The sequence below is a fragment of the Vreelandella venusta genome, from assembly GCF_044809155.1.
GTDB lineage: Bacteria > Pseudomonadota > Gammaproteobacteria > Pseudomonadales > Halomonadaceae > Vreelandella > Vreelandella venusta_B.
In genome coordinates, this window is record NZ_CP085241.1 from 1,394,623 (window position 1) to 1,419,502 (window position 24,880).

General features: G+C 52.6%; 24 protein-coding genes. 16 read left to right on the forward strand and 8 right to left on the reverse strand.

What is annotated here, in order from left to right; all coding sequences use genetic code 11:
* Positions 1–56: 56 nt before the first annotated feature.
* The 9 genes from accD (at position 57) to LG301_RS06665 (ending at position 9,512) form a co-directional block, all read left to right on the forward strand.
* Positions 57–1,064 carry an acetyl-CoA carboxylase, carboxyltransferase subunit beta gene (gene accD / locus LG301_RS06625; protein WP_404474500.1) on the forward strand — a complete coding sequence of 336 codons (1,008 nt, stop codon included), beginning with the start codon at positions 57–59 and terminating at the stop codon, positions 1,062–1,064.
* The gene (folC, locus tag LG301_RS06630) at positions 1,057–2,397 is read left to right on the forward strand and encodes a bifunctional tetrahydrofolate synthase/dihydrofolate synthase (RefSeq protein WP_404474502.1); all 1,341 of its coding nucleotides are present in this window, start codon (positions 1,057–1,059) and stop codon (positions 2,395–2,397) included. The genes accD and folC overlap by 8 nt, the downstream gene beginning before the upstream one ends.
* 42 nt (positions 2,398–2,439) lie before the next feature.
* Entirely contained in the window at positions 2,440–3,120 is a 681-nt protein-coding gene (locus LG301_RS06635) for an SPOR domain-containing protein (protein ID WP_404474504.1), read from the forward strand.
* Between the two features lie 3 nt (positions 3,121–3,123).
* Entirely contained in the window at positions 3,124–3,708 is a 585-nt protein-coding gene (locus tag LG301_RS06640) for a CvpA family protein (protein ID WP_404474506.1), read from the forward strand.
* Between the two features lie 131 nt (positions 3,709–3,839).
* Positions 3,840–5,360, forward strand: coding sequence for an amidophosphoribosyltransferase (gene purF, locus LG301_RS06645; protein WP_404474508.1), 1,521 nt, complete (start codon positions 3,840–3,842; stop codon positions 5,358–5,360).
* A gap of 35 nt (positions 5,361–5,395) precedes the next feature.
* On the forward strand, positions 5,396–6,595 hold the full coding sequence (locus LG301_RS06650) for an O-succinylhomoserine sulfhydrylase (RefSeq protein WP_404474509.1): 1,200 nt from the start codon (positions 5,396–5,398) through the stop codon (positions 6,593–6,595).
* A gap of 231 nt (positions 6,596–6,826) precedes the next feature.
* Entirely contained in the window at positions 6,827–7,390 is a 564-nt protein-coding gene (locus LG301_RS06655) for a cytochrome b (protein ID WP_404474510.1), read from the forward strand.
* Positions 7,391–7,475: 85 nt separating this feature from the next.
* Complete coding sequence (locus LG301_RS06660) at positions 7,476–8,060, forward strand: YceI family protein (protein ID WP_404474512.1); 585 nt, start codon at positions 7,476–7,478, stop codon at positions 8,058–8,060.
* Positions 8,061–8,159: 99 nt separating this feature from the next.
* Positions 8,160–9,512, forward strand: a complete 1,353-nt coding sequence (locus tag LG301_RS06665) for an MATE family efflux transporter (protein ID WP_404474513.1) — start codon at positions 8,160–8,162, stop codon at positions 9,510–9,512.
* A gap of 8 nt (positions 9,513–9,520) precedes the next feature.
* Here the strand turns inward: LG301_RS06665 and LG301_RS06670 are convergent, their stop codons facing one another.
* From LG301_RS06670 to LG301_RS06685, 4 genes are all read right to left on the reverse strand, one after another.
* Positions 9,521–11,005 (reverse strand): NCS2 family permease, encoded by a 1,485-nt coding sequence (locus tag LG301_RS06670; protein ID WP_404474515.1) that lies wholly within the window; start codon positions 11,003–11,005, stop codon positions 9,521–9,523.
* 233 nt (positions 11,006–11,238) lie between these two features.
* Complete coding sequence (locus tag LG301_RS06675) at positions 11,239–12,429, reverse strand: aromatic amino acid transaminase (protein ID WP_404474517.1); 1,191 nt, start codon at positions 12,427–12,429, stop codon at positions 11,239–11,241.
* Entirely contained in the window at positions 12,430–12,768 is a 339-nt protein-coding gene (locus LG301_RS06680) for a 4a-hydroxytetrahydrobiopterin dehydratase (RefSeq protein ID WP_404474519.1), read from the reverse strand.
* 26 nt (positions 12,769–12,794) lie between these two features.
* Entirely contained in the window at positions 12,795–13,694 is a 900-nt protein-coding gene (locus LG301_RS06685; protein WP_404474521.1) for a GGDEF domain-containing protein, read from the reverse strand.
* Between the two features lie 304 nt (positions 13,695–13,998).
* Here LG301_RS06685 and cobA point away from each other — a divergent pair, with 304 nt between their 5' ends.
* The 4 genes from cobA to dcd all read left to right on the forward strand — a co-directional run bounded on the left by cobA (position 13,999) and on the right by dcd (position 17,661).
* The gene (gene cobA, locus LG301_RS06690) at positions 13,999–14,832 is read left to right on the forward strand and encodes a uroporphyrinogen-III C-methyltransferase (protein WP_404474523.1); all 834 of its coding nucleotides are present in this window, start codon (positions 13,999–14,001) and stop codon (positions 14,830–14,832) included.
* A gap of 171 nt (positions 14,833–15,003) precedes the next feature.
* Positions 15,004–16,128 carry a kinesin gene (locus LG301_RS06695; protein WP_404474524.1) on the forward strand — a complete coding sequence of 375 codons (1,125 nt, stop codon included), beginning with the start codon at positions 15,004–15,006 and terminating at the stop codon, positions 16,126–16,128.
* Between the two features lie 154 nt (positions 16,129–16,282).
* Positions 16,283–17,083: an iron-sulfur cluster carrier protein ApbC gene (gene apbC / locus LG301_RS06700; RefSeq protein ID WP_404474525.1), complete on the forward strand. Its 801-nt coding sequence runs from the start codon at positions 16,283–16,285 to the stop codon at positions 17,081–17,083.
* Between the two features lie 11 nt (positions 17,084–17,094).
* The gene (gene dcd / locus LG301_RS06705; protein WP_009723443.1) at positions 17,095–17,661 is read left to right on the forward strand and encodes a dCTP deaminase; all 567 of its coding nucleotides are present in this window, start codon (positions 17,095–17,097) and stop codon (positions 17,659–17,661) included.
* A 79-nt stretch (positions 17,662–17,740) separates the two neighbouring features.
* Here dcd and purN read toward each other — a convergent pair whose 3' ends face one another.
* Complete coding sequence (gene purN / locus LG301_RS06710; RefSeq protein WP_404474527.1) at positions 17,741–18,499, reverse strand: phosphoribosylglycinamide formyltransferase; 759 nt, start codon at positions 18,497–18,499, stop codon at positions 17,741–17,743.
* On the reverse strand, positions 18,496–19,563 hold the full coding sequence (purM, locus tag LG301_RS06715; RefSeq protein WP_404474529.1) for a phosphoribosylformylglycinamidine cyclo-ligase: 1,068 nt from the start codon (positions 19,561–19,563) through the stop codon (positions 18,496–18,498). The genes purN and purM overlap by 4 nt, the downstream gene beginning before the upstream one ends.
* 200 nt (positions 19,564–19,763) lie before the next feature.
* Here purM and LG301_RS06720 point away from each other — a divergent pair, with 200 nt between their 5' ends.
* The gene (locus LG301_RS06720; RefSeq protein ID WP_404474531.1) at positions 19,764–20,876 is read left to right on the forward strand and encodes an AI-2E family transporter; all 1,113 of its coding nucleotides are present in this window, start codon (positions 19,764–19,766) and stop codon (positions 20,874–20,876) included.
* The gene (gene hda, locus LG301_RS06725) at positions 20,873–21,577 is read left to right on the forward strand and encodes a DnaA regulatory inactivator Hda (RefSeq protein ID WP_404474533.1); all 705 of its coding nucleotides are present in this window, start codon (positions 20,873–20,875) and stop codon (positions 21,575–21,577) included. Before LG301_RS06720 ends, hda begins: the two co-directional genes overlap by 4 nt.
* Positions 21,578–21,652: 75 nt before the next feature.
* Here hda and LG301_RS06730 read toward each other — a convergent pair whose 3' ends face one another.
* Positions 21,653–22,027 carry a phasin family protein gene (locus LG301_RS06730; protein ID WP_263069255.1) on the reverse strand — a complete coding sequence of 125 codons (375 nt, stop codon included), beginning with the start codon at positions 22,025–22,027 and terminating at the stop codon, positions 21,653–21,655.
* A gap of 348 nt (positions 22,028–22,375) precedes the next feature.
* Here LG301_RS06730 and LG301_RS06735 point away from each other — a divergent pair, with 348 nt between their 5' ends.
* Positions 22,376–23,752: a class II fumarate hydratase gene (locus LG301_RS06735; RefSeq protein ID WP_404474535.1), complete on the forward strand. Its 1,377-nt coding sequence runs from the start codon at positions 22,376–22,378 to the stop codon at positions 23,750–23,752.
* Between the two features lie 31 nt (positions 23,753–23,783).
* On the opposite strand, the gene LG301_RS06740 is transcribed toward LG301_RS06735, so the two are convergent.
* Positions 23,784–24,854, reverse strand: coding sequence for an endonuclease/exonuclease/phosphatase family protein (locus tag LG301_RS06740; RefSeq protein ID WP_404474537.1), 1,071 nt, complete (start codon positions 24,852–24,854; stop codon positions 23,784–23,786).
* Between the last annotated feature and the right edge of the window lie 26 nt (positions 24,855–24,880).

Sequence of the window (24,880 nt, forward strand, 5' to 3'; positions counted from 1 at the left end):
CACTCATCAAGCTTGGCGGTGCCAGGCATTGACGTATATATGGAAGCCTTTTTGATATGAGCTGGTTAGATAAAATCGTGCCCTCCATGGGGCGTATCCAGCGTAAAGACCGTCGTGCCAGCGTGCCCGATGGCCTCTGGCGTAAATGTCCCAAGTGTGAGGCTGTTCTCTACCTTCCCGAGTTAGAGAAACATCACAGCGTATGCCCCAAGTGTGAGCATCACTTACGCTTGACAGCCCGCAAGCGCCTGGATTGGTTCCTGGATAAACAGGGTCGTGAAGAGATCGCCGCTGAGATTGAGCCGAACGACCGCCTCAAATTCCGTGACTCCAAGAAGTACAAAGACCGTCTTGTGGCCGCGCAGAAAGACACTGGCGAAAAAGACGCCCTGGTAGCCATGCGCGGTGAGCTGGATGGTTTGCCCGTGGTCGCTGTGGCCTTTGAGTTTACGTTTATGGGCGGCTCGATGGGCGCAGTGGTCGGCGAGAAATTCGTTCGCGCGGCGACAGTGGCTCTGGAAGCGCGTATTCCGCTGGTCTGTTTTGCTGCCTCAGGCGGCGCGCGTATGCAAGAAGCGCTGTTTTCGCTAATGCAAATGGCTAAGACCTCGGCAGCGCTTGAAAAGCTCAAGCAGGAAGGTGTGCCGTACATCTCTGTGTTAACGGATCCCGTGTTTGGTGGCGTATCGGCGTCGCTTGCGATGCTGGGTGATCTTAATATTGCCGAACCTAACGCACTGATTGGTTTTGCTGGTCCGCGAGTTATCGAGCAAACCGTGCGTGAAACCCTGCCCGAAGGGTTCCAGCGCAGTGAGTTTCTGTTAGAGCACGGCACGGTAGATATGATTGTCCATCGCCATGAGATGCGTGACCGCGTGGGAAGCGTGCTGCGTAAACTCACTCACAATAGCGCGTCGGTTGTGGAAGCGGGTGCGCTTGACGATGTTGAAATCGTTGAACCGCTGTTAGATGAAGAGCGTGTGGCAGAAGCGGCTGACGCCCCCAAGGAGGCGAATAGCGAACCCAGTTCATCCAAGAGCGATGACGCGACACGCAATGCCTAAGTCTTTAGCTGAGTGGCTACATCACCTTGAAACGCTGCATCCCGTAGGAATCGATATGGGGCTGGAGCGCGTATCGCAGGTGGCTAAGCGTATGGGGCTGCTAGAAAGCCCTATCGCGCCGCGTGTCATTACGGTTGCAGGTACCAATGGCAAGGGGTCGACCCTTGCCATGATGGATGCCATTGCTCGTGCCCATGGCCTGCGGACGGGCACCTACACGTCTCCTCACCTGTTACGCTACAACGAACGCGTCACTATTGATGGGCAAGACGCTCAAGATTCGCTGTTAGTCACGGGTTTTCAGCAAGTAGAGTCCGCTAGGCTGCAGTCGCCGGCTATTAGCCTAACGTATTTTGAAGCCGGTACGCTTTGTGCGCTGTGGTGCTTGGCCCAAGCTAATCTCGACGTAGCGCTACTGGAGGTAGGCTTAGGTGGGCGCTTGGATGCGGTGAATATCATTGATGCTGATGTAGGTGTGGTAACGACGATTGCCCAAGATCATGCCCATTTTTTAGGCACAGATATTGATCAAATTGGCCGCGAGAAAGCGGGTATTTTCCGACCGTTGAAGCCCGCCGTGCTGGGCAGTCAGGCACTGCCGTCAAGCGTTGCTGAAACGGCGGATAATATATCTGCACCGGTTTACCGGTTAGGGTCTGCGTTTCACCACGCAGCGTTTAGCCCCAGTAATGAAGATAGCACCGGCAAGCAAGTGCCGGATGCAAGCTCTCATCGGCGAACAACAGATGCTGGCGCTGCATGGAGCTGGCACGGTTTAACCGCGAAGGGGGAGGCCGTTTCATTCGATGGGCTTCCTGATCCGGGGCTTCCAATTGATAATGCCGCTACCGCTCTACAGGCGTTGGCGGTTTGCGGTGTGCGGTTGTCCATCAGCCACTGTCGCGAGGCGCTGAAAACAGTCAGGCTGCCAGGGCGTATGCAGTGGCAGGGTCAGTGGTGCCTGGATGTCGGTCATAACCCCCATGCCGCGGAGTATCTAGCTCGTCGGCTCCCCATGCCCCTGGCAGGCGGTAGACAGTGGGCGTTAATCGGTATGTTGAACGATAAAGATGCCGACGGCGTGATTGATGCGCTGATGCCACGAATTACCGATTGGGTATGCGTTACCCTTGAAGGGGAACGCGGGCGCCCAGCGGCTGAATTAGCGGAGCGCATTACCTCGCGAGGTGGGCAGGTGCATTATTGTGCGGCCTCCCCAGAAGAGGGCGTGTCCGCCATTGCTGAACGGCTTACTCCCCAGGATCGCGTGTTGGCGACGGGGTCGTTTTTTACCGTGGCGGCGCTGTTGGCAAACCCGCTGCCGCAAGCTTAACAGGCCTAACCGTGGTGCCCGCTTAGCCTGATGGAGAAGGATATGAAATACGGTAAAACGGAACGCATCAGTGGTATTGTGATTTTGCTCGCGCTACTGGCGATCATTGTGCCGTGGCTGATGAGTGACCCTGCTCCACGGGAAGAGCGGCCACAGCCGACGTTCGTTATTGAACAGCCTGTTCAAGTCGTGCGTCAGGATGTTCCTGCACCTGAGATGCCGTCCACCATTACTCCTTTGCCTGCTTCTGCGCCACAGGAAGAGGAGTCTTCGGTTATCAACACGCCTATTGTGGCTGAGCCGCGTCAGCCGGACACAGGCGAAGTAGCCCCACCCAGTGAAGCCGCCCCGCCCAGTGAAGCCGCTTCAGCGTCTCAAGAACCTGTGGAAGAGCGTCAGCCTGACAGTGACCCGATTGCTGAATTAATGGCCAGTAACAGTCGCACTTCTAGTAACGCTTCTTCAGCCTCGTCAGCGCCTGCGGTTACCCAGCAGGGTGAATGGGCCATCCAGGTAGGCAGTTTCGGTGACGTGTCCAATGCCCAGCGTCTAAGCGAGCAGCTGTCTGAAGAGGGTTTTACTACCTACCGGCGGGAGCGAGATAATAACCTCACTACCGTTTACGTTGGCCCCTATGCCACCTCTGACGATGGCGAAACCGCCATGGCGCTGATTAAACAGCGTGCCAATGTTCAGGGCTTGCTAGTTAGAGTTAGAGATTAAGTAATGACGCTTACGTGGATAGATGCGCTTTTTCTGGCAGTGCTAGCGCTTTCCATGCTGGCAGGCTTTGTCCGTGGTTTTGTGAGAGAGGCATTAGGCCTTGCCGCATGGGTGGTGGCACTGATGGTGGCGCGCGTGCTTGCCGAACCGGTCGCCGAGTTGATGAGCGGCTTCATTGAAAGCTTTGATGCTCGCTTAGTGCTGGCATTTATCTTGGTGATTTTTGCAGTCATTTTGTTATGCGGCATTGTTATTCGCCTGGTGCATGCGGCCGTTGAGTGGGTAGGCATGGGGTTGCTAAATCGCTTTGCAGGGGCAGCCTTCGGTGTTGCGCGGGGCGCGGTTATACTATTGATCGCCACTGTCTTGATTACCCTTACGCCACTCAGTGGACTTCAGGCATGGCAGGAGGCGACGCTGCGGCCAACATTTATTGAGCTTAGAGATTGGGCCGTTAGCCAATTAGATCAATGGGAGCGAGAACTTCCCCAGGCGCCTGAGTCGTTGCGAGATATATCGCTTCCAGATATCCGTACCAGGCAGACGCCTGCCGAGCAGCGCCTTGGCCTTCCTGCGGATGACGAGTAGCCTTCGCATTGTTTAGCGGTAACCCTTTTTAAAGAAGCGCCTGTGCTGCTGTATACGGCGCGGGTGCATATAAGTTGATGAACGTACGGGCTTGCCCCGGTAAGCCATGGCATTAAAGCGAGGTAACTGGAATGTGCGGTATTGTGGGCCTTCTGGCCAAGCAGGCGGTAAATCAGGGAATCTACGATGCCCTGACCGTACTTCAGCATCGGGGCCAGGACGCTGCCGGCATGATGACTTGGAGCGAGGGACGCTTCTTACTGCGCAAAAGCAATGGGCTGGTGCGTGATGTATTTCACACCCGGCACATGGCTCGTCTTAAAGGTAACCTGGGCATTGGGCACGTACGTTATCCCACCGCAGGTTCTTCAAGCGAAGCAGAATCCCAGCCGTTCTACGTCAACTCTCCCTATGGCATCGCGCTCGCGCACAACGGAAATTTGACCAACTCCGAGCAGCTAAAGCAGGAGCTTTTCTCTACCGATTTGCGTCATATCAACACCAGCTCAGATTCTGAAGTTTTGCTTAATGTTTTTGCCCATGAGCTAGGCAAGCAGGGGCTTCATCTAGAAGCAGAAGATATTTTTGATGCGGTTCGTAGAGTGCACCGGCGCTGCAAAGGCGGCTACGCGGCGGTCGCGATTATCAATGGCTTTGGTATGGTGGCATTCCGTGACCCCTTTGGCATTCGCCCAGTGGTGTTCGGTACGCGTCAAGATGATAACGGCCAAGAGGTAATGATTGCCTCTGAATCTGTGGCGCTAGACGTGGGTGGTTTTGAGCTGGAGCGTGATCTGGCGCCAGGCGAAGCGATTTTTGTCGATATGCAAGGGCAGGTGCATACCCAGGTATGTGCAGATCGTCCGCAGCTGCACTCGTGCATTTTTGAGCATGTTTACCTGGCGCGCCCTGATTCGCTGCTGGATGGCGCGTATGTTTATGGCACGCGCATGCAAATGGGCCGCAAGCTTGGCGATCGTATTCTTAATGAGTGGCCCGATCACGACATCGACGTGGTGATTCCTATCCCCGACACATCACGCACCTCTGCCCTGGAAATGGCCCAGCACCTTGGGGTGACCTATCGTGAAGGGTTTATGAAGAATCGCTATATTGGCCGCACCTTTATTATGCCGGGCCAAACCCAGCGTAAAAAGTCGGTACGCCAGAAGCTCAATGCCATTGATGTTGAGTTCAGAGGTAAGAATGTTCTGCTGGTCGACGACTCCATTGTGCGTGGCACCACCTGTAAGCAGATTATCCAGATGGCGCGGGATGCGGGCGCCCAGAACGTCTACTTTGCCTCCGCGGCGCCGCCGGTGCGTTACCCCAACGTGTACGGCATTGATATGCCGGTGGCCTCGGAGCTGATTGCCCATGGTCGTACAGAAGAGGAAGTTGGCCAACTGATTGGTGCTGATCGAATTTTCTACCAAGACCTGGAAGACTTGAAAGACGCCTGCCGGGAAGTTAATCCTGAAATGGAAACGTTTGACTGCTCAGTATTCGACGGCAACTACATAACCGGCGACATCGATGATGCTTATTTAGCCATTTTGGAAGCCAGTCGCAGCGATTCGGCAAAAGATCAAAGTGCGGGTGACCATGCCTTGGTAGACATGCATAACCAAGACGATGATTTTGACGACTAGCCACGTATATGATCTCTTTACCAAGGGGCTAAGCCATGCACGATGATAGCCAGCAGGATGAGTGGTCGTTAGAGACCTTAGCGATTCGCGCAGGCCACCAGCGAACGTTTGAGCAAGAGCATTCGGAACCGATTTTTCCAACCTCTAGCTTTGTTTACGAAAGCGCTGCGGAAGCGGCGCGTAAGTTTGGCGGGCAGGAGGCAGGCAACGTCTATTCCCGCTTTACCAATCCCACGGTGCACACCTTTGAGCGTCGTTTAGCGGCGCTGGAAGGTGGGGAGCGCTGTGTCGCGACCAGCTCGGGGATGTCGGCCATCCTTTCGACGGCGCTTGCACTGTTATCCGCTGGGGATGAAATCGTTGCTTCCCGCTCTTTGTTTGGCTCGACCGTAAGCCTGTTTGATAAATACTTAGGTAAATTTGGCATTACCACTCGCTACGTTGAGCTATCTAACATCGCCGCTTGGGAGGAGGCTGTCAGCCCAGCGACCAAGCTGCTGTTTGCGGAAACGCCCTCTAACCCTTTGTCGGAAGTGGCGGATATTCCGGCACTGGCAGCGCTCGCCAAACGCTGCGGGGCATTGCTGGCGATTGATAACTGCTTTTTAACACCTGCCTTGCAACAGCCCATAGCGCTTGGCGCCGACTTGGTGATTCACTCGGCGACCAAGTATTTGGATGGCCAGGGGCGTGCGGTTGGTGGCGCGGTAGTGGGTAAGCATGACGTGCTAGAAGAGGTATTTGGCGTTGTACGTACCTGTGGCCCGTGCATGAGTCCCTTTAACGCCTGGATTTTTACCAAAGGGCTGGAAACCCTCTCGCTACGTATGAACGCCCACTGCGAGAATGCCATGACGCTGGCGCGCTGGCTGGACCAGCACCCGGCTGTAAATAAGGTTTACTACAGCGGTTTGGAAGCGCACCCGCAGCATGCGCTTGCTAAGCAACAGCAGCGAGGCTTTGGGGCAGTGTTGGGCTTTGAAGTGAAGGGAGGGCAAGCGGGGGCGTGGCAAGTGATAGACGCCACGCGCATGCTGTCTATTACCGGTAATTTGGGAGATGTTAAAACCACGATTACCCACCCGGCTACCACGACCCACGGACGTCTTTCGGAGGATCAGAAAGTGGCTGCGGGAATTACTCCCGGGCTTGTCCGCGTAGCGGTTGGCTTGGAGAGTCAGGCGGATATCCAGCGTGATCTAGCGCGTGGTTTGGATGCTCTTGAAACTCGCTAGCTGTTTTAATTGATGAATTAAACCGGCCGTCGTTGGCCGGTTTTTTATTGGCGTTTCACCCCGGTTTCCGGCTATCAACGGTTTTTACGAATGAAGTATTCTGCTTTTTTCAGCGGTCTTTTTTTGTCATATCCGTTATGCTTCTAATATTAATAAAAAGTAAATAAACGTATTAGTAAGGCATCAACAGGCAAACTATCATATTAGTGGTTTGAGACGGGGTTAAGTCAAATGTGGCGGAACACGCAACATGGTTGGGGTGTCATCAGTATTCTATTTCATTGGTTGAGCGCCCTTACTATCATCGGCCTATTTATTTTAGGGTGGTGGATGACGGGGCTAGGCTACTATGATCCGTGGTATAACCAAGGGCCATGGGTTCACCGCTCTATTGGTATCTTGCTATTACTGGCGACGGCGCTACGTATTGCTTGGCGTTTAGTGCAACCAACACCTAAGGCAGAAGGGAGTCGCATTGAAAGATTTGCGGCTCACGCTGGGCACATCGCACTTTATTTATTATTACTTATTGTGATGGTCAGCGGCTATTTGATTTCTACCGCTAATGGCAGGGGAATCAGTGTATTTGGTTGGTTTGAAATGCCTGCGTTACTGCATGGATTGCCCAATCAAGCTAGTCTGGCGGGTGATATTCATTGGTACAGTGCGCTTGCGTTAATGCTGATAGCCGCTGGACATGCGCTTGCCGCTTTCAAGCATCATTGGCTTGATCGCCATGCTACCCTAGTGCGAATGATTAACCCGAGCCATCGTTCAAAAAATAATGCTCATTAATCAGCTTAGCGATTCAGTTTTTACGTTGCTAGGGTAGGGCGTTCCTGCCGTAGTTATTCTTAAGGAAAGAGAGGAGACAGGTAATATGTTGAAGAAAACTGCTGTTGCTACTGCCATCGCTGCGGCTGCGCTGGTGCCACTAAGCCAGGCGCAGGCTGCGGATTATCAGATTGATATCGAAGGCCAGCACGCTTTTGTACAGTTTAAAATTAACCATTTAGGCTTCTCCTATATTCTGGGTACGTTTGAGGAGTTTGACGGTCAGTTCTATTACGATGCAGACGACCTGGATGCTTCATCGGTTGAGATGGAAGTGCAGGTTAACAGCCTTAACACTAATCACGCTGAGCGTGATCGCCACTTCCTAAGCAGTGATTTTCTGGACGCGAGCGAATATCCAACCGCAACCTTTACATCGACGGGTTTTGAATCAACCGGCGATAACGAAGGTGTGGTAACGGGTGACTTAACGCTGCATGGTGAAACCCAAGAAATCGAAATGCCGGTTACGTTAATGGGCGAAGGTGACGATCCTTGGGGCAACTACCGTGCAGGTTTTGAAGGCCGCACGATGTTGACGCTGAGTGATTTCGGCATCGACATGAGCGATTTTCCTGAGATGATGCATGAGTTGGAGCTTTACGTGACGTTTGAAGGCATTCGTCAGTAAGTTTCGCTTAACGGGAAGCGCCACTGCCCCAATGGGGGCAGTGGCGCTTTTGTATGCGCTGCGCTAGCAGTTTTCTTATCATTTTTATCGAACAGGGGCATGTGTTTGGCAGCAACAATGCAACAGCGTGAGTTGGCTATAACCCTATGGCGGCAAACCTGGCCGATGGCGATTGGTGTGCTGGCGCTATTGGGTTTTCAACTTGTAGACAGTGCGTTTATTGCACGTTTGGGCACATCGCCGCTTGCCGCGCAGTCGTTTACCTTCCCGCTCTCTTTTTTGATCATTGGTATCCAGGTGGGGATGGGGATTGCCATCGCCGCGCTTATTTCCAGGGCACTGGGGGCGGGTGAGCAAGCGCGAGCTAAACGGCTAAGTAGTTTGGTCCTCATCGCTGGCGGTGCGGTTATTGGTGCGTTGGTTGTCGCTTTATGGCTGATTCAAGTACCTGTTTTTAGGCTGCTAGGCGCCGATGAAATCGCCCTGGAATATATTCGTAGTTACTGGGGGCCTCAGTTATTTTCAGCGTGGCTGGGGGCGCTGCTGTATTTTATTTATAGCGTGTTCCGCGCCCACGGCGACACTCGTACCCCCGGTAAAATGATGGTGTTAAGCAGTCTGATTAACCTTGCGCTTGATCCGCTGCTTATTTTCGGGGTTGGCCCTTGGTCTGGCTTAGGGCTGCCTGGGGCGGCGTGGGCAACGGCCATCGCTTTTTCCGTTGGGCTTTTATTGACAAGTAGCACCCTTGCGCGCTGTCAGTGGTTAACAAGCAAGGATATTTGGCAGGAGTGTCGTCGCTCTTGGCGGCTATTTACGGGTATTGCAGCGCCAGCCATGGTGAGCCAGCTAATGCCACCCCTAGCTGCCATGCTTGCTATTACAGCGGTGGCTGGCCTGGGAGATACCTATGTTGCCGCTTGGGGGCTGGCTAGCCGTTTAGAAACGCTCTCTTTAATGGTGATTTTAGCGATGACAATGTCGCTGCCGCCGTGGCTTGGGCGGTGCTATGGCGCTGGGGATTGGGCGCAGATTCAACAATTGATGCGCCTAGCGATAAAAGTGGCTGTTATATGGCAGCTTAGCTTGGGTGTGTTATTGGCATTGGCGTCACCCTGGGTGGCAATGGCTTTGGCGGGGAATCCTGAAGTGCAGGATGAGTTGGCGATGGTCATCCGCTTTTTGCTGCCAAGCTACGCGGCCCTTGGCGTTTGCATGTTAGTTGTGTCAGCCGGTAACGCGCTGGGGTGGCCGCTGCGTGCCATGCTACTTTCAAGTGCGCGGCTTTTTATCTGCTATCTGCCCTGCTTGTGGTTAGGCGCTTACTTATACGGGTGGGTTGGGTTAGCCGCCGGTGCAGCGTTGGGTAATATAGCTGCAGGTATCGTCGCCTGGGTATTGCTTCGGCGTATCTTATCCCGCCCGCACCGGCAGGCGGGATATACCTCTTAATGGTCGTGCTATTTAGAGTGGGGAGCTTCTTGGAAAGAGAAATAAGCAAACAAGAGCGCCATCGCTAAATAACCCATTACAAATTCAGGTGCTGCGTTAAAAGCTAACTCAGGTGCATGCATCAGGCCTACAAACGAGAACCCAGCGGCAATTAACGCAAAGGCAGCTGCGCGACGAAACTGATGGTCGATAGCAGAAACGGTCATGGCGCCTAAGAAAATAGCCATAAACATAGCACCCTGGCCCATCACCACAATGGCACTGGAAATATCGCTGACTACTTCGCCTGCACCCCGATTAAAGCGCGTCATCACGTAGTTGGCGAAATAGGGTAGCATCGCCAGTGCAATAGCCGGATAGTAGCGCGTATCGTTGGCTTGGAAGGCGGTGGCAATCATCGACATGCCGACAAATACTAAAATAGGTGCGACGACGGACACGGGAATAATAGCGGCGAGGGCGGCAATCAGGCCAAACATCGTCGCCAGCGCGTAGACGGCGCCGTTTAAAATGCTATACCCCCGGCCAGCGCCCATCCATTTAGCGCCGACGGTTGCAATATAGACCGTCGTGGGAAATACCCCTCCAAACAGCGCGCCGATCATGGTGCCCGCGCCATCCACCGCTTGGCACTCTCGCACATCGTATTTGTCGCCTGCCGCTTCCATGGCTTCGACATTATTCATCGTTTCAATAGCGTTATAGAGCGTAATGGGCAGCACCACGGTTAAAACGGCCAGCATGCCAGTAAACAGCAGGCCAAGTCCTTCGAACCAAGCGAGGTTGGGGAGTAACGGATAAAAGCCTAGATGCGTGAAAGCATCGCTAAAGCGTCCGCTGTCTGCGTCGCCAATCAGGTAGGCCATGACGGTACCCACTACAATGGCAAACAGTGATGTCGGCAACTTGAAGGGCATGCTGACGCGGGCCACCAAACCTACGATGATAATGCCGAGTACCACAAGGCCGATGACCGGCATTTCTAACGTTTTAAACAGCATCTCGCCAGCGATAAAGGTGAGTGCCACCCCAGCGACGGCGCCAAGCATTGCCGCACGTGGCAAATGATACTGCACCCAGCGGCCAATAACGCTAATCAACGCTTCAATCGCCCCGCTGATAAAACAGGCTGCAACCGCTACTTTCCAGGCGAGTTCAGCATCGCCAGTTAACTGTTTGGCTGGGAGCAATACGCCAAACAGAAACACAAACATGACCGGTGTTGAGATGCCGTAGGAGAGCGCCGTAACATCACTACGGTTCTCTTTGCGGGCAAGACGCGAAGCGCTCCACGCGTAATAAAAGTTGCCAACCATGACTGCAATGGCGGCACCAGGGAGAACCTGTCCATAAACGATGGAGCTGGGGAAGCCCATTCCTAACATCGTAATGGCAATGATAACGAAGTTGGCAATATTGTTTTGAAATAGTGCGAAGAACGCGTCGGTATCTTCTTTTTTGTACCACGGATAGTGGGTGCTGGCAGCCGCCATGTTAGGCCTCTTGGTTATAGTGGTTGTATGCAAGGCTACGCTGAGTTTGCCGAAGTTTTGACTAATCGGTCAAGCGTTGCTTTGCACAGAACGCCGCACGGGCGCCCCAGGCTCTGGCGGCAAGCGCGCAATTGTACACAAGTTATGGCTTAGAATTCAGGGGGTAAGATTGTAAAATACAAAAGAAAACGCCCAGGCGGCAGGCCTGGGCGTGGTAGGGCGGGCGTTAGCGATTATTCGTTAACGGCTGCAATGGCCTTGGCCAGGTAGGGAAGGTTCTCATGGGAGAAACCTGCCACGTTGGCTCGTCCTGAACGCACCATATAAATACCAAACTCATCGCGTAGGCGGTCTACCTGCTCGGGTGTTAAACCGGTGTAGGAGAACATGCCCTGCTGTTCCGCCACACAGGCATACTTCTGATCTAGTCCGTAAGGCTTGAGAGCTTCGACAAAGTCACGACGTAAGGTGTTAATACGGTCGCGCATTTCGGTGAGCTCATCACGCCACATAGCGGTCAGTTCAGCATCGTGAAGAATTTCGCTAACGATGGCGCCGCCATGAGCGGGGGGGTTAGAGTAATTTTCACGAGCGACAATAGCGATTTGAGAACGCACGTTTTCCATCTGTTCGTTATCTTTGGCTACTGTAATTAAGCAGCCAGTACGCTCGCAATAAATGCCAAAGTTTTTTGAGCAGGAGCTTGTGATGATGACTTCATCTAAGTTTTCCGCCAGTAGACGTACGCCATAAGCGTCTTCGTCTAGTCCTTGCCCAAACCCTTGGTAGGCAAAATCAACCAGCGGTAACAGCTGACGCTCGCGCAACACGGCCAACACTTCCTGCCACTGCTCTTTAGAGAGGTCAAAGCCAGTAGGGTTGTGGCAGCATGCGTGCAGTACTACGACATCGCCTTCCGGGATTTTTTTCAGCGCAGCCAGCATACCGTCGAAATCAAGGCGGTTGTCAGCGTCAACATACGGATACTTATGCAGTTCAATGCCCGCAGCGGTAAAGATACCGTGATGATTTGGCCAAGTAGGGTCGCTTACCCAAATGCCTTTGCCAGGTAACTGGCTTGCCACAAAGTCAGCCGCTAAACGCAGCGCGCCGGTACCACCAGGAGATTGAGTGGCGCTGGCACGCTTGCTTTTTAGTACCGGTGAGTCTTCACCCAGCACCATGGGAAGAACGGCTTCCCCATAGGCAGGGGCACCGTGAGAACCAATGTAGGTTTTGGTGGTTTCATTCTTGAGCAGGCGAGCTTCAGCTTCTTTGACAGCGCGCATGACCGGGGTGTTGCCTGCATCATCGCGGTATACACCAACCCCTAGGTCAACCTTTTGTGGATTGGTATCTTTTTTGAAAGCTTCGATCAGCCCGAGAATGGCATCTCCAGGGACTCGCTCAATATGCTCAAACATTTATTCGGCTACCTCGTCGGTTCTGGCGGCAAGAATGAAGTCATTAAGATGCAGGCCTTTGATTTCATGGGACCACCATGTAACGGTGGTACTACCCCATTGGGTAACAATCACAGGGTGATGCCCAGCCTGCTCTGCTAAATCGCCAACGCGCTGGGTAAACGCAAGCGCATCAGCAAAATTACGAAACGAAAAGGGTTTCGTTAGCTTCATGATGCCATCGTGCTCCACAATCTGCCACTCTGGAAGTGCCTGAAGATGCTGTTGGCACGCTTGGGGAGAGAGCGGTGCGGCATCGCCACCACAGGGTTCGCAAGACGTTTGGGAGAGATTCGACATGATGTACTCCGGTTGATTTCCTCTCCTTAGGGTAGAAGGCAGACGCAGTCGCGGCCAATATCTTTAGCGCTGTATAAGGCTTGGTCGGCCCTTGTAATTAAGCTATCGAGCGGTTCTCCGCAGCGATATTCGGCTACGCCAATACTGAGCGTTACTTGTCCAGCACCGATGCCGAAATCATAGTTGGCAATCGCATCGCGTAAGCGGTTAGCAAGCTTATGGCATTGTTGCAGCGGGGTAAGCGGCAACACGACCATAAACTCTTCACCACCTAGCCTGGCGACCATGTCTTCACAGCGCAATAAAGCCTGAGCTCGCGTAGCCAGTTGTTTCAGTATGCTGTCACCTTCTAAGTGCCCCCAGCGGTCATTAATCTGCTTAAAGTGGTCAATGTCTGCAATCATTATTGAAAAAGGGGTGCCGTGTCGGGCACTGAGCGACGATAAGTGGTTAAGATGTAGCATCAATTTTCGTCGGTTGGGTAGGCTGGTCAACGGGTCCGTATCGCATAGCCTTCGCAGTCGCTGCTCTTCCGAGACTTGCTCGGTAATATCCATCATGATCCCACTCCAGATAACGCCATCTGCGGCTGATGCAGGCTTTGCACTGACGGCAATCCAGCGTGGCTTATCTTTGGGAAAAGGTAGCCGAAAGCGCGTTGAAAGTGGCAGCATCCATCTGGCTGAGCGTTCTATGGCTGACATGATTTTGGGATAATCGCTATCGGTCAGCTGTTTGATAAGCGGATTGGCATCTGCTGTTAATTGCTGTCGGTCGATATGTTGTAGCGATTCGCCGCCGCCTTCCAGGTACGAAAAACGCATTTTCCCGGAGTGAGAACGGTGAAACTGAAAAACGACCCCAGGTATCAAAGGGATCAGGAGATCGGCACTCTGGGGTGCAGAAATGACGTCATCCACGGGCATGCGTGAATCTCCAAGAAAATGTCTATTTAAATTAATCAGATAGGTTAGCTCTAAACGCAAAGCAAAGATGTAAGCCATTGCTTACAATTGTGCGGTTTTTGATAATTTATTCGTCTTAAAAGTTTATTTTTTATAGCCCAATGTTTTTAATCGTTCAGGATATAAGCACTGAACAGAGAAGTATTGGCACGTTGGCGCAAATTTTATTACTTTTTCGCATATAAATTTGTTTTTTTATAGCTGGAGTTTCCCCTTGAACGTTGTGAATGCACATGCTGTTAATCCTGAGGGCAGCAGGGAAGCTATGGAGGCAAGCATCCATAAAGCCCGTGCGAGCAAGCACGAGGGTATGGTCAGTTTGGTGGGAGCTGGCCCAGGTGATCCGGAGCTATTGACCCTTAAAGCATACAAACGCCTCCAATCTGCAGAGGTGGTGCTTTACGATCGGCTAGTAAGCAGCGAAATATTGGCGATGCTGCCTGCTCAGGCAGCTCGCTTTTATGTGGGTAAGGCGCGTTCTTCCCACAGCGTGCCTCAGAGCGATATTAATCAAGCATTAGTTGCCTGGGCGCAGCAAGGAAAGCAAGTGGTGCGCCTGAAAGGGGGGGATCCGTTTATTTTTGGACGTGGCGGGGAGGAGCTTGAGGCGCTAGTAGCTGCCCAGATTAAAGTTGAGGTAATTCCCGGTATTACGGCAGCCTCTGGGTGTACCGCATACGCGGGCATTCCCTTAACCCACCGTGATCATGCGCAGTCGGTGCGTTTCGTTACCGGTCATTTGCAACAGGGTGAGAATACGCTGGACTGGCCTACCTTGGCACAGCCCGGCCAGACGTTAGTGTTTTATATGGGGTTGAGCAATTTAGTCACTATTTGCCAAGCGCTGATCAAACATGGCCTGGAGCCTTCAACACCATTAGCACTGATTGAGCAGGGGACAACTCAGCAACAGAAGACCCATATCGGTTCTCTGCAGCAGCTGCCCCAGACGTTTCACGCCGGAGAGATTAAACCTCCAACCTTATTGGTGATAGGTGGTGTTGTGCAGTTGCATGAAACGCTTGCATGGTTTGAGTCTCAGCAGGGCTGTGCGGTAGGCTTTGATGAAGGTAAGCATACGACTAGCGCTCTTGAGTAGCTACCTTTATACGGGCTGCCTCGTCGTTATGGACGATTGAGTTTGCGCATCGACTGGCTAGATGCTGTCAGCTGTGTATGCTAGTAAGGATGCTTTTCATAGTGAACGCGCTGTAAATGTCCATTACCGCTGCTGAAATCGGTAGCCTGTAAAAAAAGAGAGGGACGCAGTATGTCAGAAGCAAACCACTCGGATCATCAATCACCGGCCAACAAAGCGGACATGAAAACCCTGTTTAAAGATAACCGTGTCAAAGGCATTGCAGGCATCGCCGCGATTGCGGTTATTTGGGCCATTATGGCGCAATCTAACGCAGGCACTCGGCAGGAGCGGGTTGAGACCTTAGAAGGCCAGCTAGCTAACGTTGAGCAAGAGAATAATCAACTTAGCCAACGTATTGCAGAAGTGGAGCAAGCGGAAACCGACTTGAACGCAATGCGTGAAGAAATGGCGACGCTGGAAGAGCAGCAGGCCCAAACGGCAAGTGAGCTTGAGACGGCGCAGCGTGATACCAGTGCGGTGCAATCGCGTCTTGAAGAGCTAGAAGCCCAGCGTGACGCGCTTCAGCAGGAAGTTGATACGCTAAGCGAACAAGTAGAGAGCGCTGAAGCTGAGCTGGAAGCGCTGAAAGAAGAGCGTGATCAAGTGGTCAGCGCGCGTGATGAAGCTGAGTCTGCTCGTCAGGAAGTAGAAGAAGCTCGTCAAAGCGCCGAAGAAGCCCGTCAGGAAGCCGAGTCAGCCCGTCAACAAGCTGAACAAGAGCGCCAGGAAGCCGTCGAAGAGCTTAATGCTGCCCAAGAAGAGCTGTCGGGCGTAGAGTCTCAGGTGAGTGACGCTAATGAACAGCTGGCCAGTATTGAGGAAGAAATTTCATCCGTTCAAAGTGAGCTGGAGAGCTTAAACAGCGAACGCGATGCCATTACGAGCGAGCGCGATGAGTTGCAACGCGAGGTTGATTCGTTAACTGAGCTGCGTGAAGAGGAGCAGCGGAGCCTCGACCAAGTGCGTACCGAGATGGATGATCTCATGGTTGCGCTAGATATTGGCCGTGAAGAAGTGGCGAATGTTGAAAGTGACATTGAAGCTCGTGAAGAGCAGCTTGCACGGTTGGAAGCCCAGCTGGCTGATTGGCGTGAAGAGCTATCGTCGTTGGAGAGCCGTTTACATGTAAGTGATACGGCAAATGACGAGGTACCTACCTTGGCTGATGAGCAGAGTGATAGCGCTGATGAAAATGGTACAGAGCAAGCTGAAGACGCCAGTTCAGAAGATCAGGATCAACAGAGCAGCAACTGATCAATACACGTAAGCGTGTGTTGATGGCTCGCGCAAAGAAGCGGATGTAGGCAACCCCTGCATCCGCTTTTATATGTTGGTTTAGAAATAGGTCGCCTAGGAGTATCATTCGAACCACGGAATGATCGGTCGCAAAAAGATAGGAGTGCCATTGATGGACGGTGTAAAACATATAGTAGCAGTGGCATCAGGAAAAGGTGGGGTCGGAAAATCGACCGTGACGGTTAATTTAGCACTTGCGCTTTCGGCTCAGGGCTATCGTGTGGGTGTACTGGATGCCGATATTTATGGCCCAAGCCAAGCGCAAATGCTGGGGGTTAAGGAAGGGGTAAGGCCGCAGGCGACAGATGACAACAAGTTTCTGCCGCTAGAGGCGCACGGGCTTCAAGCGATGTCGATGGCTTTTATGGTTAACACCCGTGAGGCAATGGTATGGCGTGGCCCCATGGTGGTAGGCGCGTTTCAGCAAATGCTGACACAAACTCAGTGGGATAATCTGGATTTCTTGCTGATTGATATGCCGCCAGGCACCGGCGATATACAATTGACACTGGCACAAAAAGTGCCTGTTGCCGGCGCTGTGATTGTCACTACGCCCCAAGACATTGCGCTGCTGGATGCCCGTAAAGGCATCGAGATGTTCCGCAAGGTTAACGTACCAGTGCTGGGGGTTGTAGAGAACATGAGCCTTTACCACTGTGAAAAGTGCGGTCATGAAGCGGCCATTTTTGGTACGGGAGGCGGTGAGCGCATCGCAGAAGAGTACGATACGGCAGTCCTAGGACGGTTACCGCTAACCCTATCTATTCGTGAGTTAGCTGATTCTGGTCGGCCCAGCGTAATCTCAGAGCCTGATAGCTCAGTGAGCCTCACCTTTGCAGATATTGCCAAACAGGTGGCGCAATCGGTAAGTGCCAGCCAAAGCGGCGGCCCGACTATTTCATTTAGCGAGTGATAACGTAACAAATGAGCATTAAATCTGATAAATGGATTCGTCGCATGGCGCAAAGCGATGCCATGATTGAACCGTTTGAAGCTGAGCAGGTGCGCTATGTAAATGATCAGCGTGTTATTTCTTATGGCACGTCGAGCTACGGCTATGACGTCCGCTGTGCTGATGAATTTAAAGTATTTACCAACATACACTCTGCTATTGTCGACCCTAAAGCGTTTGATGACAAAAGTTTTGTCGATATTAAGGGCGATGTGTGTATTATTCCGCCGAATTCGTTCGCACTTGCCCGTACGGTTGAGTATTTTCGTATTCCGCGCAGTGTGCTGACGATTTGCCTTGGAAAATCCACCTACGCGCGCTGCGGCATTATTGTCAATGTAACGCCCCTTGAGCCAGAGTGGGAGGGGCACGTGACCCTTGAGTTCTCAAATACGACGAATCTGCCGGCCAAGATTTATGCGCATGAGGGGGTAGCTCAGATGCTGTTCCTTGAATCTGACGAGGTCTGTGAAACGTCGTATAAAGATCGTGGTGGCAAATACATGGGGCAGCGCGGCGTGACCTTGCCTCGCACTTAGTATTCGCTCGCAAGCTAAACGAAAAACGCCTTACGCGCGAATGCGGTAAGGCGTTTTTTTATGGTCAAACCAACGACGTTTAGGTGTTTTCGTCCACTTCTTCGTCTAGCTCTTCTGCTGCATCTGTATGGGAAAGGCGCATCCCATAGGGCGGAAGTGGATGGCCATCCATCGTGGCGTGTTCAGCGCTATATTGAAGGCGCCCTTGCAAAAACCATTGGACGGCAATGGGGAAGATGAGGTGTTCACGCGCGTGAACCTTCTCTTTTAGCGTCTCCACGCTATCGTCACTCGTGACGTTCAGTTCTGCTTGCAGCACAACAGGCCCGCCATCCAGTTCTTCAGTGACAAAATGCACGCTACATCCATGCTGTTTGGCACCGTCTGCCAATGCCCGAGCGTGGGTGTTTAGCCCCTGATAAGCTGGCAGCAAAGAGGGGTGGATGTTGAGCATTTTGCCTAAAAAACGCTGCACAAAGCGTGGCGTTAGAATGCGCATAAAGCCAGCTAAAACAATTAAGTCAGGCTCATGGCGTTCGATGACTTTTATCAGCGCTCCGTCATACGCATCGCGGCTGTCATATTCACGATGCGGTAGCGCAACAGCTTCAATGCCCGCTTCCAAGGCGCGCTTCAAGCCATAAGCATCTGGCTCGTTGGAAATAACAGCGACGATTTCGCCACCAAGTCGGTCATGATGTTGTGCATCAATCAGCGCTTGTAAGTTACTGCCACTGCCGGAAATCAACACCACAATACGTCGCGCCGCTGTTGGTTCAGGCGTCATGTCGTTGATGGTGTCGTTGAACGGTTCGCTAGTGTGGTCGGTGCTGCTCATGCGCGAAGGTTCTCCAATACGACGGCTTCCTCCTGGCGCTGCACAATCTGACCAATTTGATAAACGGTCTCGCCCTGGGCTTGCAGGTGTGCCATGGCGTTTTCAGCCTGGGCTTGGGGCACGACGACAACCATGCCGATGCCACAGTTCAGCACGCGGTGCATTTCCGTTTCGCTAACATTGCCCTTAGCTTGCAGCCAGTTGAATACTTCTGGGCGCTGCCAAGTAGAGAGATCAACGTGGGCGGCGAGGGTGTCCGGCAGGACGCGGGGAATATTTTCCAATAAACCACCTCCCGTGATATGGGAGAGCGCGTGAACGGGAATATCCGTGCCGCGCATCATCGACAGCAGCGACTTCACATAAATACGGGTTGGCGCCATTAATGCGTCGCCAAGGGGCTGACCATCCACCGTCTCGTTGAGTGATGTGTTGCTAACGTCGAGAATTTTGCGAATCAGCGAATAACCGTTGGAGTGCGGGCCGGAAGAGGCCAGTCCCAGCAGCACATCGCCTTCGGCTACCTTGCTGCCGTCTAAAATATCGGCCTTTTCAACAACGCCCACGCAGAAGCCCGCTAAGTCGTAGTCATTGCCTTCGTACATGCCAGGCATTTCGGCAGTTTCGCCGCCGACGAGTGCGCAACCCGCCTGTTCGCAACCAGCGCCAATCCCGGTCACGACATCCGCAGCGATATCCACATCCAGCTTACCCGTGGCATAGTAGTCCAGGAAGAGCAGCGGTTCAGCGCCGGCAACGATCAAATCGTTTACACACATAGCGACCAAGTCAATGCCGATAGTGTCGTGTTTGCCCAGATCCATGGCAAGGCGCAGCTTGGTGCCGACGCCATCTGTACCTGATACGAGTACGGGCTGCTTATAACCGGCGGGAAGCTCACACAGTGCGCCAAACCCGCCAAGGCCACCCATAACTTCAGGGCGTGTCGTGCGTTTGGCAACGTGTTTGATGCGGTCAACCAGCGCGTTGCCGGCATCAATATCGACACCTGCGTCTTTATAGCTGAGTGAAGGAGTAGCCTGAGAAGTGGAGGTATCGGTCATGACAGATCCTGTGAAGCCTATAGCAGTACGGGTAGTGCTGGCGAATTGGCCAGTGCTGGGGCGATAACGGAACGGATTGTAACACCCAGAGACGTAAGCCGCATCGATGTGCGGCGTTAACCGATGTTCATTACGCTACTTTTGTTACTATTCAGTACGCTAGGGGCGCTAACCATCTTTCCAGGAGGGATATAAAAAGCATGCGACATTCATGGTGGGGCGTTGTGTTTTTGGTGGTGTTGATAGGCTGCCTTTACTTATTAGATGCGGTATTGATGCCATTTATCGCGGGTTTAATTTTGGCTTACTTGGCTGACCCGCTCACTAATTATTTCCAGCGTCTGGGCATGAATCGGGCTTGGGCGGTGAGTAGCGTATTTTTAGTTCTGTTGCTGATCCTTATTTTAAGTCTGCTAATTTTGATTCCGCTGGTGGTGCAGCAGACAAAACAGCTGGGAGAGGCGTTGCCGAGTGTCTTCAACTGGGTTGAAAATATACTGGCACCGCAAGTGCAGGAGTGGACAGGTTATGACTTAGGGGGTGAGCTATCCAACGTTAGAGAAACACTGATTGAAAACTGGCGGGATGCGGGCAGCTATGCCGCTCAGGCATTAAGTCAAATTGGCCGCTCCGGTATGGCCTTCGTCTCCTGGATTACCTACGTTGCCTTGATCCCTGTGGTGACATTCTATTTATTGCTTGATTGGGACAGGCTAATCTCTAGCCTTGCTGACTTGATTCCCCGCCAGTGGACAAACGATGTTTCCCGGCTGGCGAAGCGCTGTGATGAGGTTCTGTCAGCTTTCCTGCGTGGCCAGTTACTGGTGATGCTGTGTTTAGGTATTATTTATGCGGCTGGTCTAACGTTGATGGGGCTTAATTTTGGTTTGCTGATTGGTGTTGTGTCCGGGCTTGTTAGTATTGTGCCGTTCCTGGGCTTTATCGTGGGATTAGTGGTGGCACTTATCGTTGCGCTTTTCCAGTTTGATACGTGGTGGGCTGTGCTGGGTGTGATTGCGGTATTTAGTATCGGTCAAGCGGCAGAAAGTGTCATACTTCAGCCCAAGCTGTTAGGCGATAAGATCGGTTTGCATCCTGTTGCGGTTATCTTTGCGGTACTGGCAGGTGGGCATCTTTTCGGCCTAACGGGCGTATTATTAGCACTGCCTGCAGCAGCCGTTATTATGGTGCTTTTAAGGGAAATTAAAGATCGTTATAAAGGCAGTTCTCTCTATGATGCCGAGCAACGTCCTATAGAACAGCAACATCACAACGATGGACTGGGTCGTCACGACGAAAGGGAGTCACCATGAGCCGATTACCGGCACAGCTACCGCTTGGGGTAGGGTTGCGGGACGACGCGACGTTTAATAATTACTATGCCTCACCAGCAAATGCTTCATTAACAGAGTACTTAAGTCGACAGCTTAAGTCTGATACTGAGCCGTTCTTATATTTATGGGGCGCGCCGGGGAGTGGTCGTAGCCATCTTTTACAGGCGGCGTGTCACGCTGCCTCGGATGCAGATAAGCGGGCCCTTTATCTCCCATTGGCGGACTTGGGGCACTTTCCCCCGCTAATGCTGGAAGATATTGAGCGCCTGGATCTCGTCGCCATTGATGATCTTGAGTATGTGATAGGGCGAAAGCGTTGGGAAGAAGCGCTGTTTCATGCCTTTAATCGGCTGCGTGATGCAGGTAAAGCCTTGGTAATTGCCGCTAATACGTCGCCTCGTCAATTAGACGTCGCCCTGCCTGACTTGGCATCACGGCTTACCTGGGGAGTCACGTTTCATCTGCACCCCCTGGATGATAACGAACGGTTGGCGGCGTTAAAACTGCGCGCTAATGTACGCGGGATGCAGCTACCTGATGATGTAGGGCGCTATATTATGCACCGTGGGCCGCGGGAGTTGGGGGAGCTGTGTCGTGCCCTTGAGACGCTGGATCAGGCGTCGCTCTCTGCCAAGCGTAAATTGACGATCCCGTTCGTCAAGTCTGCTCTTAATTGGTAAAGCACCATATAAAACGCCCCTGCCAGTTGTCTGGCAGGGGCGTTTTAATGAAAACAAGTCAATAACCGTAATGAATTAAGCGGTTTTGCTCATTTTGCTAGCAGCAGCTTGTGCTTGCTTAACGTTATCTTCTGTCAGCTTTTGGCCTTTCTGCAAAAAGTCTTGCTGAAGAGCAACGACTTTATCTGCATCGCCTTTAACACGCTCAGCCAGTTCTTTAGCCACTTTCTGCTGGCCTTCCATGTAGCTACGCAAGCCGCTAGCGTCTTTAACGCTCATCAGCTGACGCATTTGAGCGATACCGGTATCTACGTAGGATTTGTTGGCATCTAGCTGTGCGTTCAGCATTTTCTCAGAGTAGTCGATGCTTAGGGTCATGTAGGCGCGTACAGGTGCCATAAACATGTTGTCGAACTGCTGAGTCATTTCATTGGTGTTAAATGTTTGCATGGTAAACACTCCTGTTCCATTGCTCACTAGTCGGCCCATTGTTTGATGTTGCCGTTAGTGTTGGTTGATCAGCAACGGTTTTGTTAAGCATCCACCGCAGCTGATATCTCTGTATCTTGCGTTGCAGCATAGCAGGGGTTTTTGTGCAGTGCAACATGTGGGTGGGGTGAAGCTATAAAACGTGAAAGTCCCCTGCAGGAGTGGAGGATACGCACGAATTTACCAAACGCATTGGTAGGGCTAGGCTTGAACGTATGGGTAAGCGTTATCACTAATCAATCATTGGAAGGCAAGACGTTAGCGATGTAAGTGGGCGTCTGCGATGTCGTTGTTAAAAGGAGTGCCAGGATGGACACACGTATTGAACGGGATAGCATGGGCGAGCTTGAAGTGCCTGCAAAGGCACTTTATGGCGCGCAAACCCAGCGTGCTATCAACAACTTTCCTGTTTCGCATACCCCCATGCCCTCGGCTTTTATTCATGCTGTGGCGCGTATAAAGCTTGCCGCTGCGCGCAGTAATTGCCAGTTAGGTTTGCTGGATAAGCGCCGTGCGGATGCGATTATAAACGCTGCTGAGGCGGTCATTGAGGGCCAGCATGACGCACATTTTCCGATTGATGTTTTTCAGACAGGGTCGGGCACGTCGACCAACATGAACGTGAATGAAGTGCTTGCCACGCTTGCAAGCCGTGAGGGGGTCGAAGTAACCCCCAATGACCACGTGAATATGGGGCAGTCGAGTAATGACGTTATACCGACCGCCATTCATCTGTCGGCCGCGATAGCTGTCAATGAAACGCTGCGCCCTGCATTAGTCGCGCTGCAGGCAACAATCGATCGTCGGGCGAGTGAATTGGCCCATGTCGTCAAAACAGGGCGAACCCACCTGATGGACGCCATGCCGCTGCGTATGGATCAAGAGCTAGGCGCGTGGTCGAGCCAAGTAGGGCAGGCCATTGAGCGTTTTGATAGTGCCATGATAAGGCTTTGCCGATTAGCGCAAGGCGGCACGGCAGTGGGCACCGGGATTAACGCCCCTGAAGGGTTTGCTGAGCTAATGGCTCGCGACTTAAGTCAGCAAACGGGCCTCCCTTTTGTGCCTAACGACAGCTTTTTTGCCAGTTTGGCATCCCAGGATGCAGCCGTGGAGTTATCGGGGCAGCTGAAAGGGTTGGCGTGTGTGGTTATGAAGATCGCTAACGATTTGCGCTGGATGAACTCAGGACCGCTGGCTGGATTGGGTGAGATTGAGCTTGAGGCACTGCAGCCGGGTAGCTCCATTATGCCGGGTAAGGTGAATCCTGTGATTCCTGAGTCGGCGGCGCAAGCGGCAGCGCACGTCATCGGCCTGGATGCCGCCGTAACGGTCGCTGGTCAAAGTGGTAACTTCCAGCTCAACGTCATGCTGCCGTTGGTGGCGTCAAATCTACTTACATCCATCACATTGATGAGTAATACCGCCACGCTGTTGGCAGAGCGCGCGATCGCCACATTCAGCGTACGGGACGATAATTTACAGGGGGCGCTGGCACGAAACCCTATTTTAGTGACTGCATTGAATAGTGTGATCGGCTATAACGCGGCGGCGGCAGTGGCAAAAATAGCCTATCAGACTGGGCGGCCCATCATCGACGTCGCAGAAGAAGAAACTGACTTGGATCGCGCAACCCTTGAACGATTATTAGATCCTGCTCTACTAACAAAAGGTGGCATACCAGAATAGCCTCGCTTTAAGCTGTTAACAGGGCTGGCCGCTACGTTTCTTGCGTTTCCGCTTTGCCCTGTTGAATGGTCTCCTTCGCCTCTTGGTGCTCTTCTGCGCTGGCATCGGGTGTCTCATGCTCATCCTGGCGAGAAGGCCGATAGCAGAAGGTGGCCAATATAGGGAAGTGGTCAGATCCAAACTTGTCTAAGCGCTTCATGTTTACCAGAGTGAAATGTTCTGACACAAAAACGTGGTCAAGCGGCCAACGCAAAATAGGGTAATTAGCATGGAACGTGCTGTACATGCCGCGACCGCGACGCGGGTCAAGCATTCCCCCTATGCGGCAAAAGCGTCGCGTGGTGCGAGACCAGGCGACATCATTTAGGTCGCCGGCGACAAGCGTGGCTTTCGGGGTTTGGTGGATTTCTTTTCCAATAGATAAAAGTTCTGCGTCACGCCATAGCGACTTTTCGCTTTCACTGGGTGCTGGCGGCCGAGGGTGAACGGCAAATAAGCGAATGTGCTGACCGCTTTTAAGTTCGACTTGGGTATGAATCGAGGGTATGTCGTCCTGAATCAGCCACTTGATCTCGGTATCTTTTAGCGCCAGGCGTGAATAGAGGTGCATGCCATACAGGTTATCCAGAGGGATCTTAACGCTATGAGGCCACTGCTCATCGAGGGCTGGGTCAAGCTGATCTTGCCACCACTGATCCGACTCTAACGTGAGAATTATATCGGGCTGGTGGTGGGTTATCATCTTCAAGAGCGTGTTTGACTGACGGTTTGGAGTCAGTACATTGGCGATCAATAGCGTAATCATCTGCTCTTCAGGAGCGTTATGGGCGGTTTGAACCTGCACAGGCCAGAGCTTTGTCCACGGCAAGATGTAACGCAGTTGCAGTATCAGCGTAGCGAGTGAAACAGCAACCGCTACAATACGCCAAGGTCCTGCGTCCAGTAGCCACAGGCTTGCTAAGCCGCATACCAACGCCAGTATGGCGATTTGTAGCCGGGGAAATTCAAAACTGCGCACCCACCACCAGCGCATGGGAACGCGGGCAATCAGCGTCGAGAGTAATAGTGAGATGGCGATGCATCCTAGCAAAGGCCCTAGCAAGGTTTACCTCCTGGTCTAACCGTTGG

Bases quoted from the DNA above. Each gene is read 5' to 3' on its own strand.
- accD (WP_404474500.1), top strand. From the start codon at position 57: ATGAGCTGGTTAGATAAAATCGTGCCCTCCATGGGGCGTATCCAGCGT.
- folC (WP_404474502.1), top strand. From the start codon at position 1,057: ATGCCTAAGTCTTTAGCTGAGTGGCTACATCACCTTGAAACGCTGCAT.
- LG301_RS06635 (WP_404474504.1), top strand. From the start codon at position 2,440: ATGAAATACGGTAAAACGGAACGCATCAGTGGTATTGTGATTTTGCTC.
- LG301_RS06640 (WP_404474506.1), top strand. From the start codon at position 3,124: ATGACGCTTACGTGGATAGATGCGCTTTTTCTGGCAGTGCTAGCGCTT.
- purF (WP_404474508.1), top strand. From the start codon at position 3,840: ATGTGCGGTATTGTGGGCCTTCTGGCCAAGCAGGCGGTAAATCAGGGA.
- LG301_RS06650 (WP_404474509.1), top strand. From the start codon at position 5,396: ATGCACGATGATAGCCAGCAGGATGAGTGGTCGTTAGAGACCTTAGCG.
- LG301_RS06655 (WP_404474510.1), top strand. From the start codon at position 6,827: ATGTGGCGGAACACGCAACATGGTTGGGGTGTCATCAGTATTCTATTT.
- LG301_RS06660 (WP_404474512.1), top strand. From the start codon at position 7,476: ATGTTGAAGAAAACTGCTGTTGCTACTGCCATCGCTGCGGCTGCGCTG.
- LG301_RS06665 (WP_404474513.1), top strand. From the start codon at position 8,160: ATGTGTTTGGCAGCAACAATGCAACAGCGTGAGTTGGCTATAACCCTA.
- LG301_RS06670 (WP_404474515.1), bottom strand. From the start codon at position 11,005: ATGGCGGCTGCCAGCACCCACTATCCGTGGTACAAAAAAGAAGATACC.
- LG301_RS06675 (WP_404474517.1), bottom strand. From the start codon at position 12,429: ATGTTTGAGCATATTGAGCGAGTCCCTGGAGATGCCATTCTCGGGCTG.
- LG301_RS06680 (WP_404474519.1), bottom strand. From the start codon at position 12,768: ATGTCGAATCTCTCCCAAACGTCTTGCGAACCCTGTGGTGGCGATGCC.
- LG301_RS06685 (WP_404474521.1), bottom strand. From the start codon at position 13,694: ATGCCCGTGGATGACGTCATTTCTGCACCCCAGAGTGCCGATCTCCTG.
- cobA (WP_404474523.1), top strand. From the start codon at position 13,999: ATGGAGGCAAGCATCCATAAAGCCCGTGCGAGCAAGCACGAGGGTATG.
- LG301_RS06695 (WP_404474524.1), top strand. From the start codon at position 15,004: ATGTCAGAAGCAAACCACTCGGATCATCAATCACCGGCCAACAAAGCG.
- apbC (WP_404474525.1), top strand. From the start codon at position 16,283: ATGGACGGTGTAAAACATATAGTAGCAGTGGCATCAGGAAAAGGTGGG.
- dcd (WP_009723443.1), top strand. From the start codon at position 17,095: ATGAGCATTAAATCTGATAAATGGATTCGTCGCATGGCGCAAAGCGAT.
- purN (WP_404474527.1), bottom strand. From the start codon at position 18,499: ATGAGCAGCACCGACCACACTAGCGAACCGTTCAACGACACCATCAAC.
- purM (WP_404474529.1), bottom strand. From the start codon at position 19,563: ATGACCGATACCTCCACTTCTCAGGCTACTCCTTCACTCAGCTATAAA.
- LG301_RS06720 (WP_404474531.1), top strand. From the start codon at position 19,764: ATGCGACATTCATGGTGGGGCGTTGTGTTTTTGGTGGTGTTGATAGGC.
- hda (WP_404474533.1), top strand. From the start codon at position 20,873: ATGAGCCGATTACCGGCACAGCTACCGCTTGGGGTAGGGTTGCGGGAC.
- LG301_RS06730 (WP_263069255.1), bottom strand. From the start codon at position 22,027: ATGCAAACATTTAACACCAATGAAATGACTCAGCAGTTCGACAACATG.
- LG301_RS06735 (WP_404474535.1), top strand. From the start codon at position 22,376: ATGGACACACGTATTGAACGGGATAGCATGGGCGAGCTTGAAGTGCCT.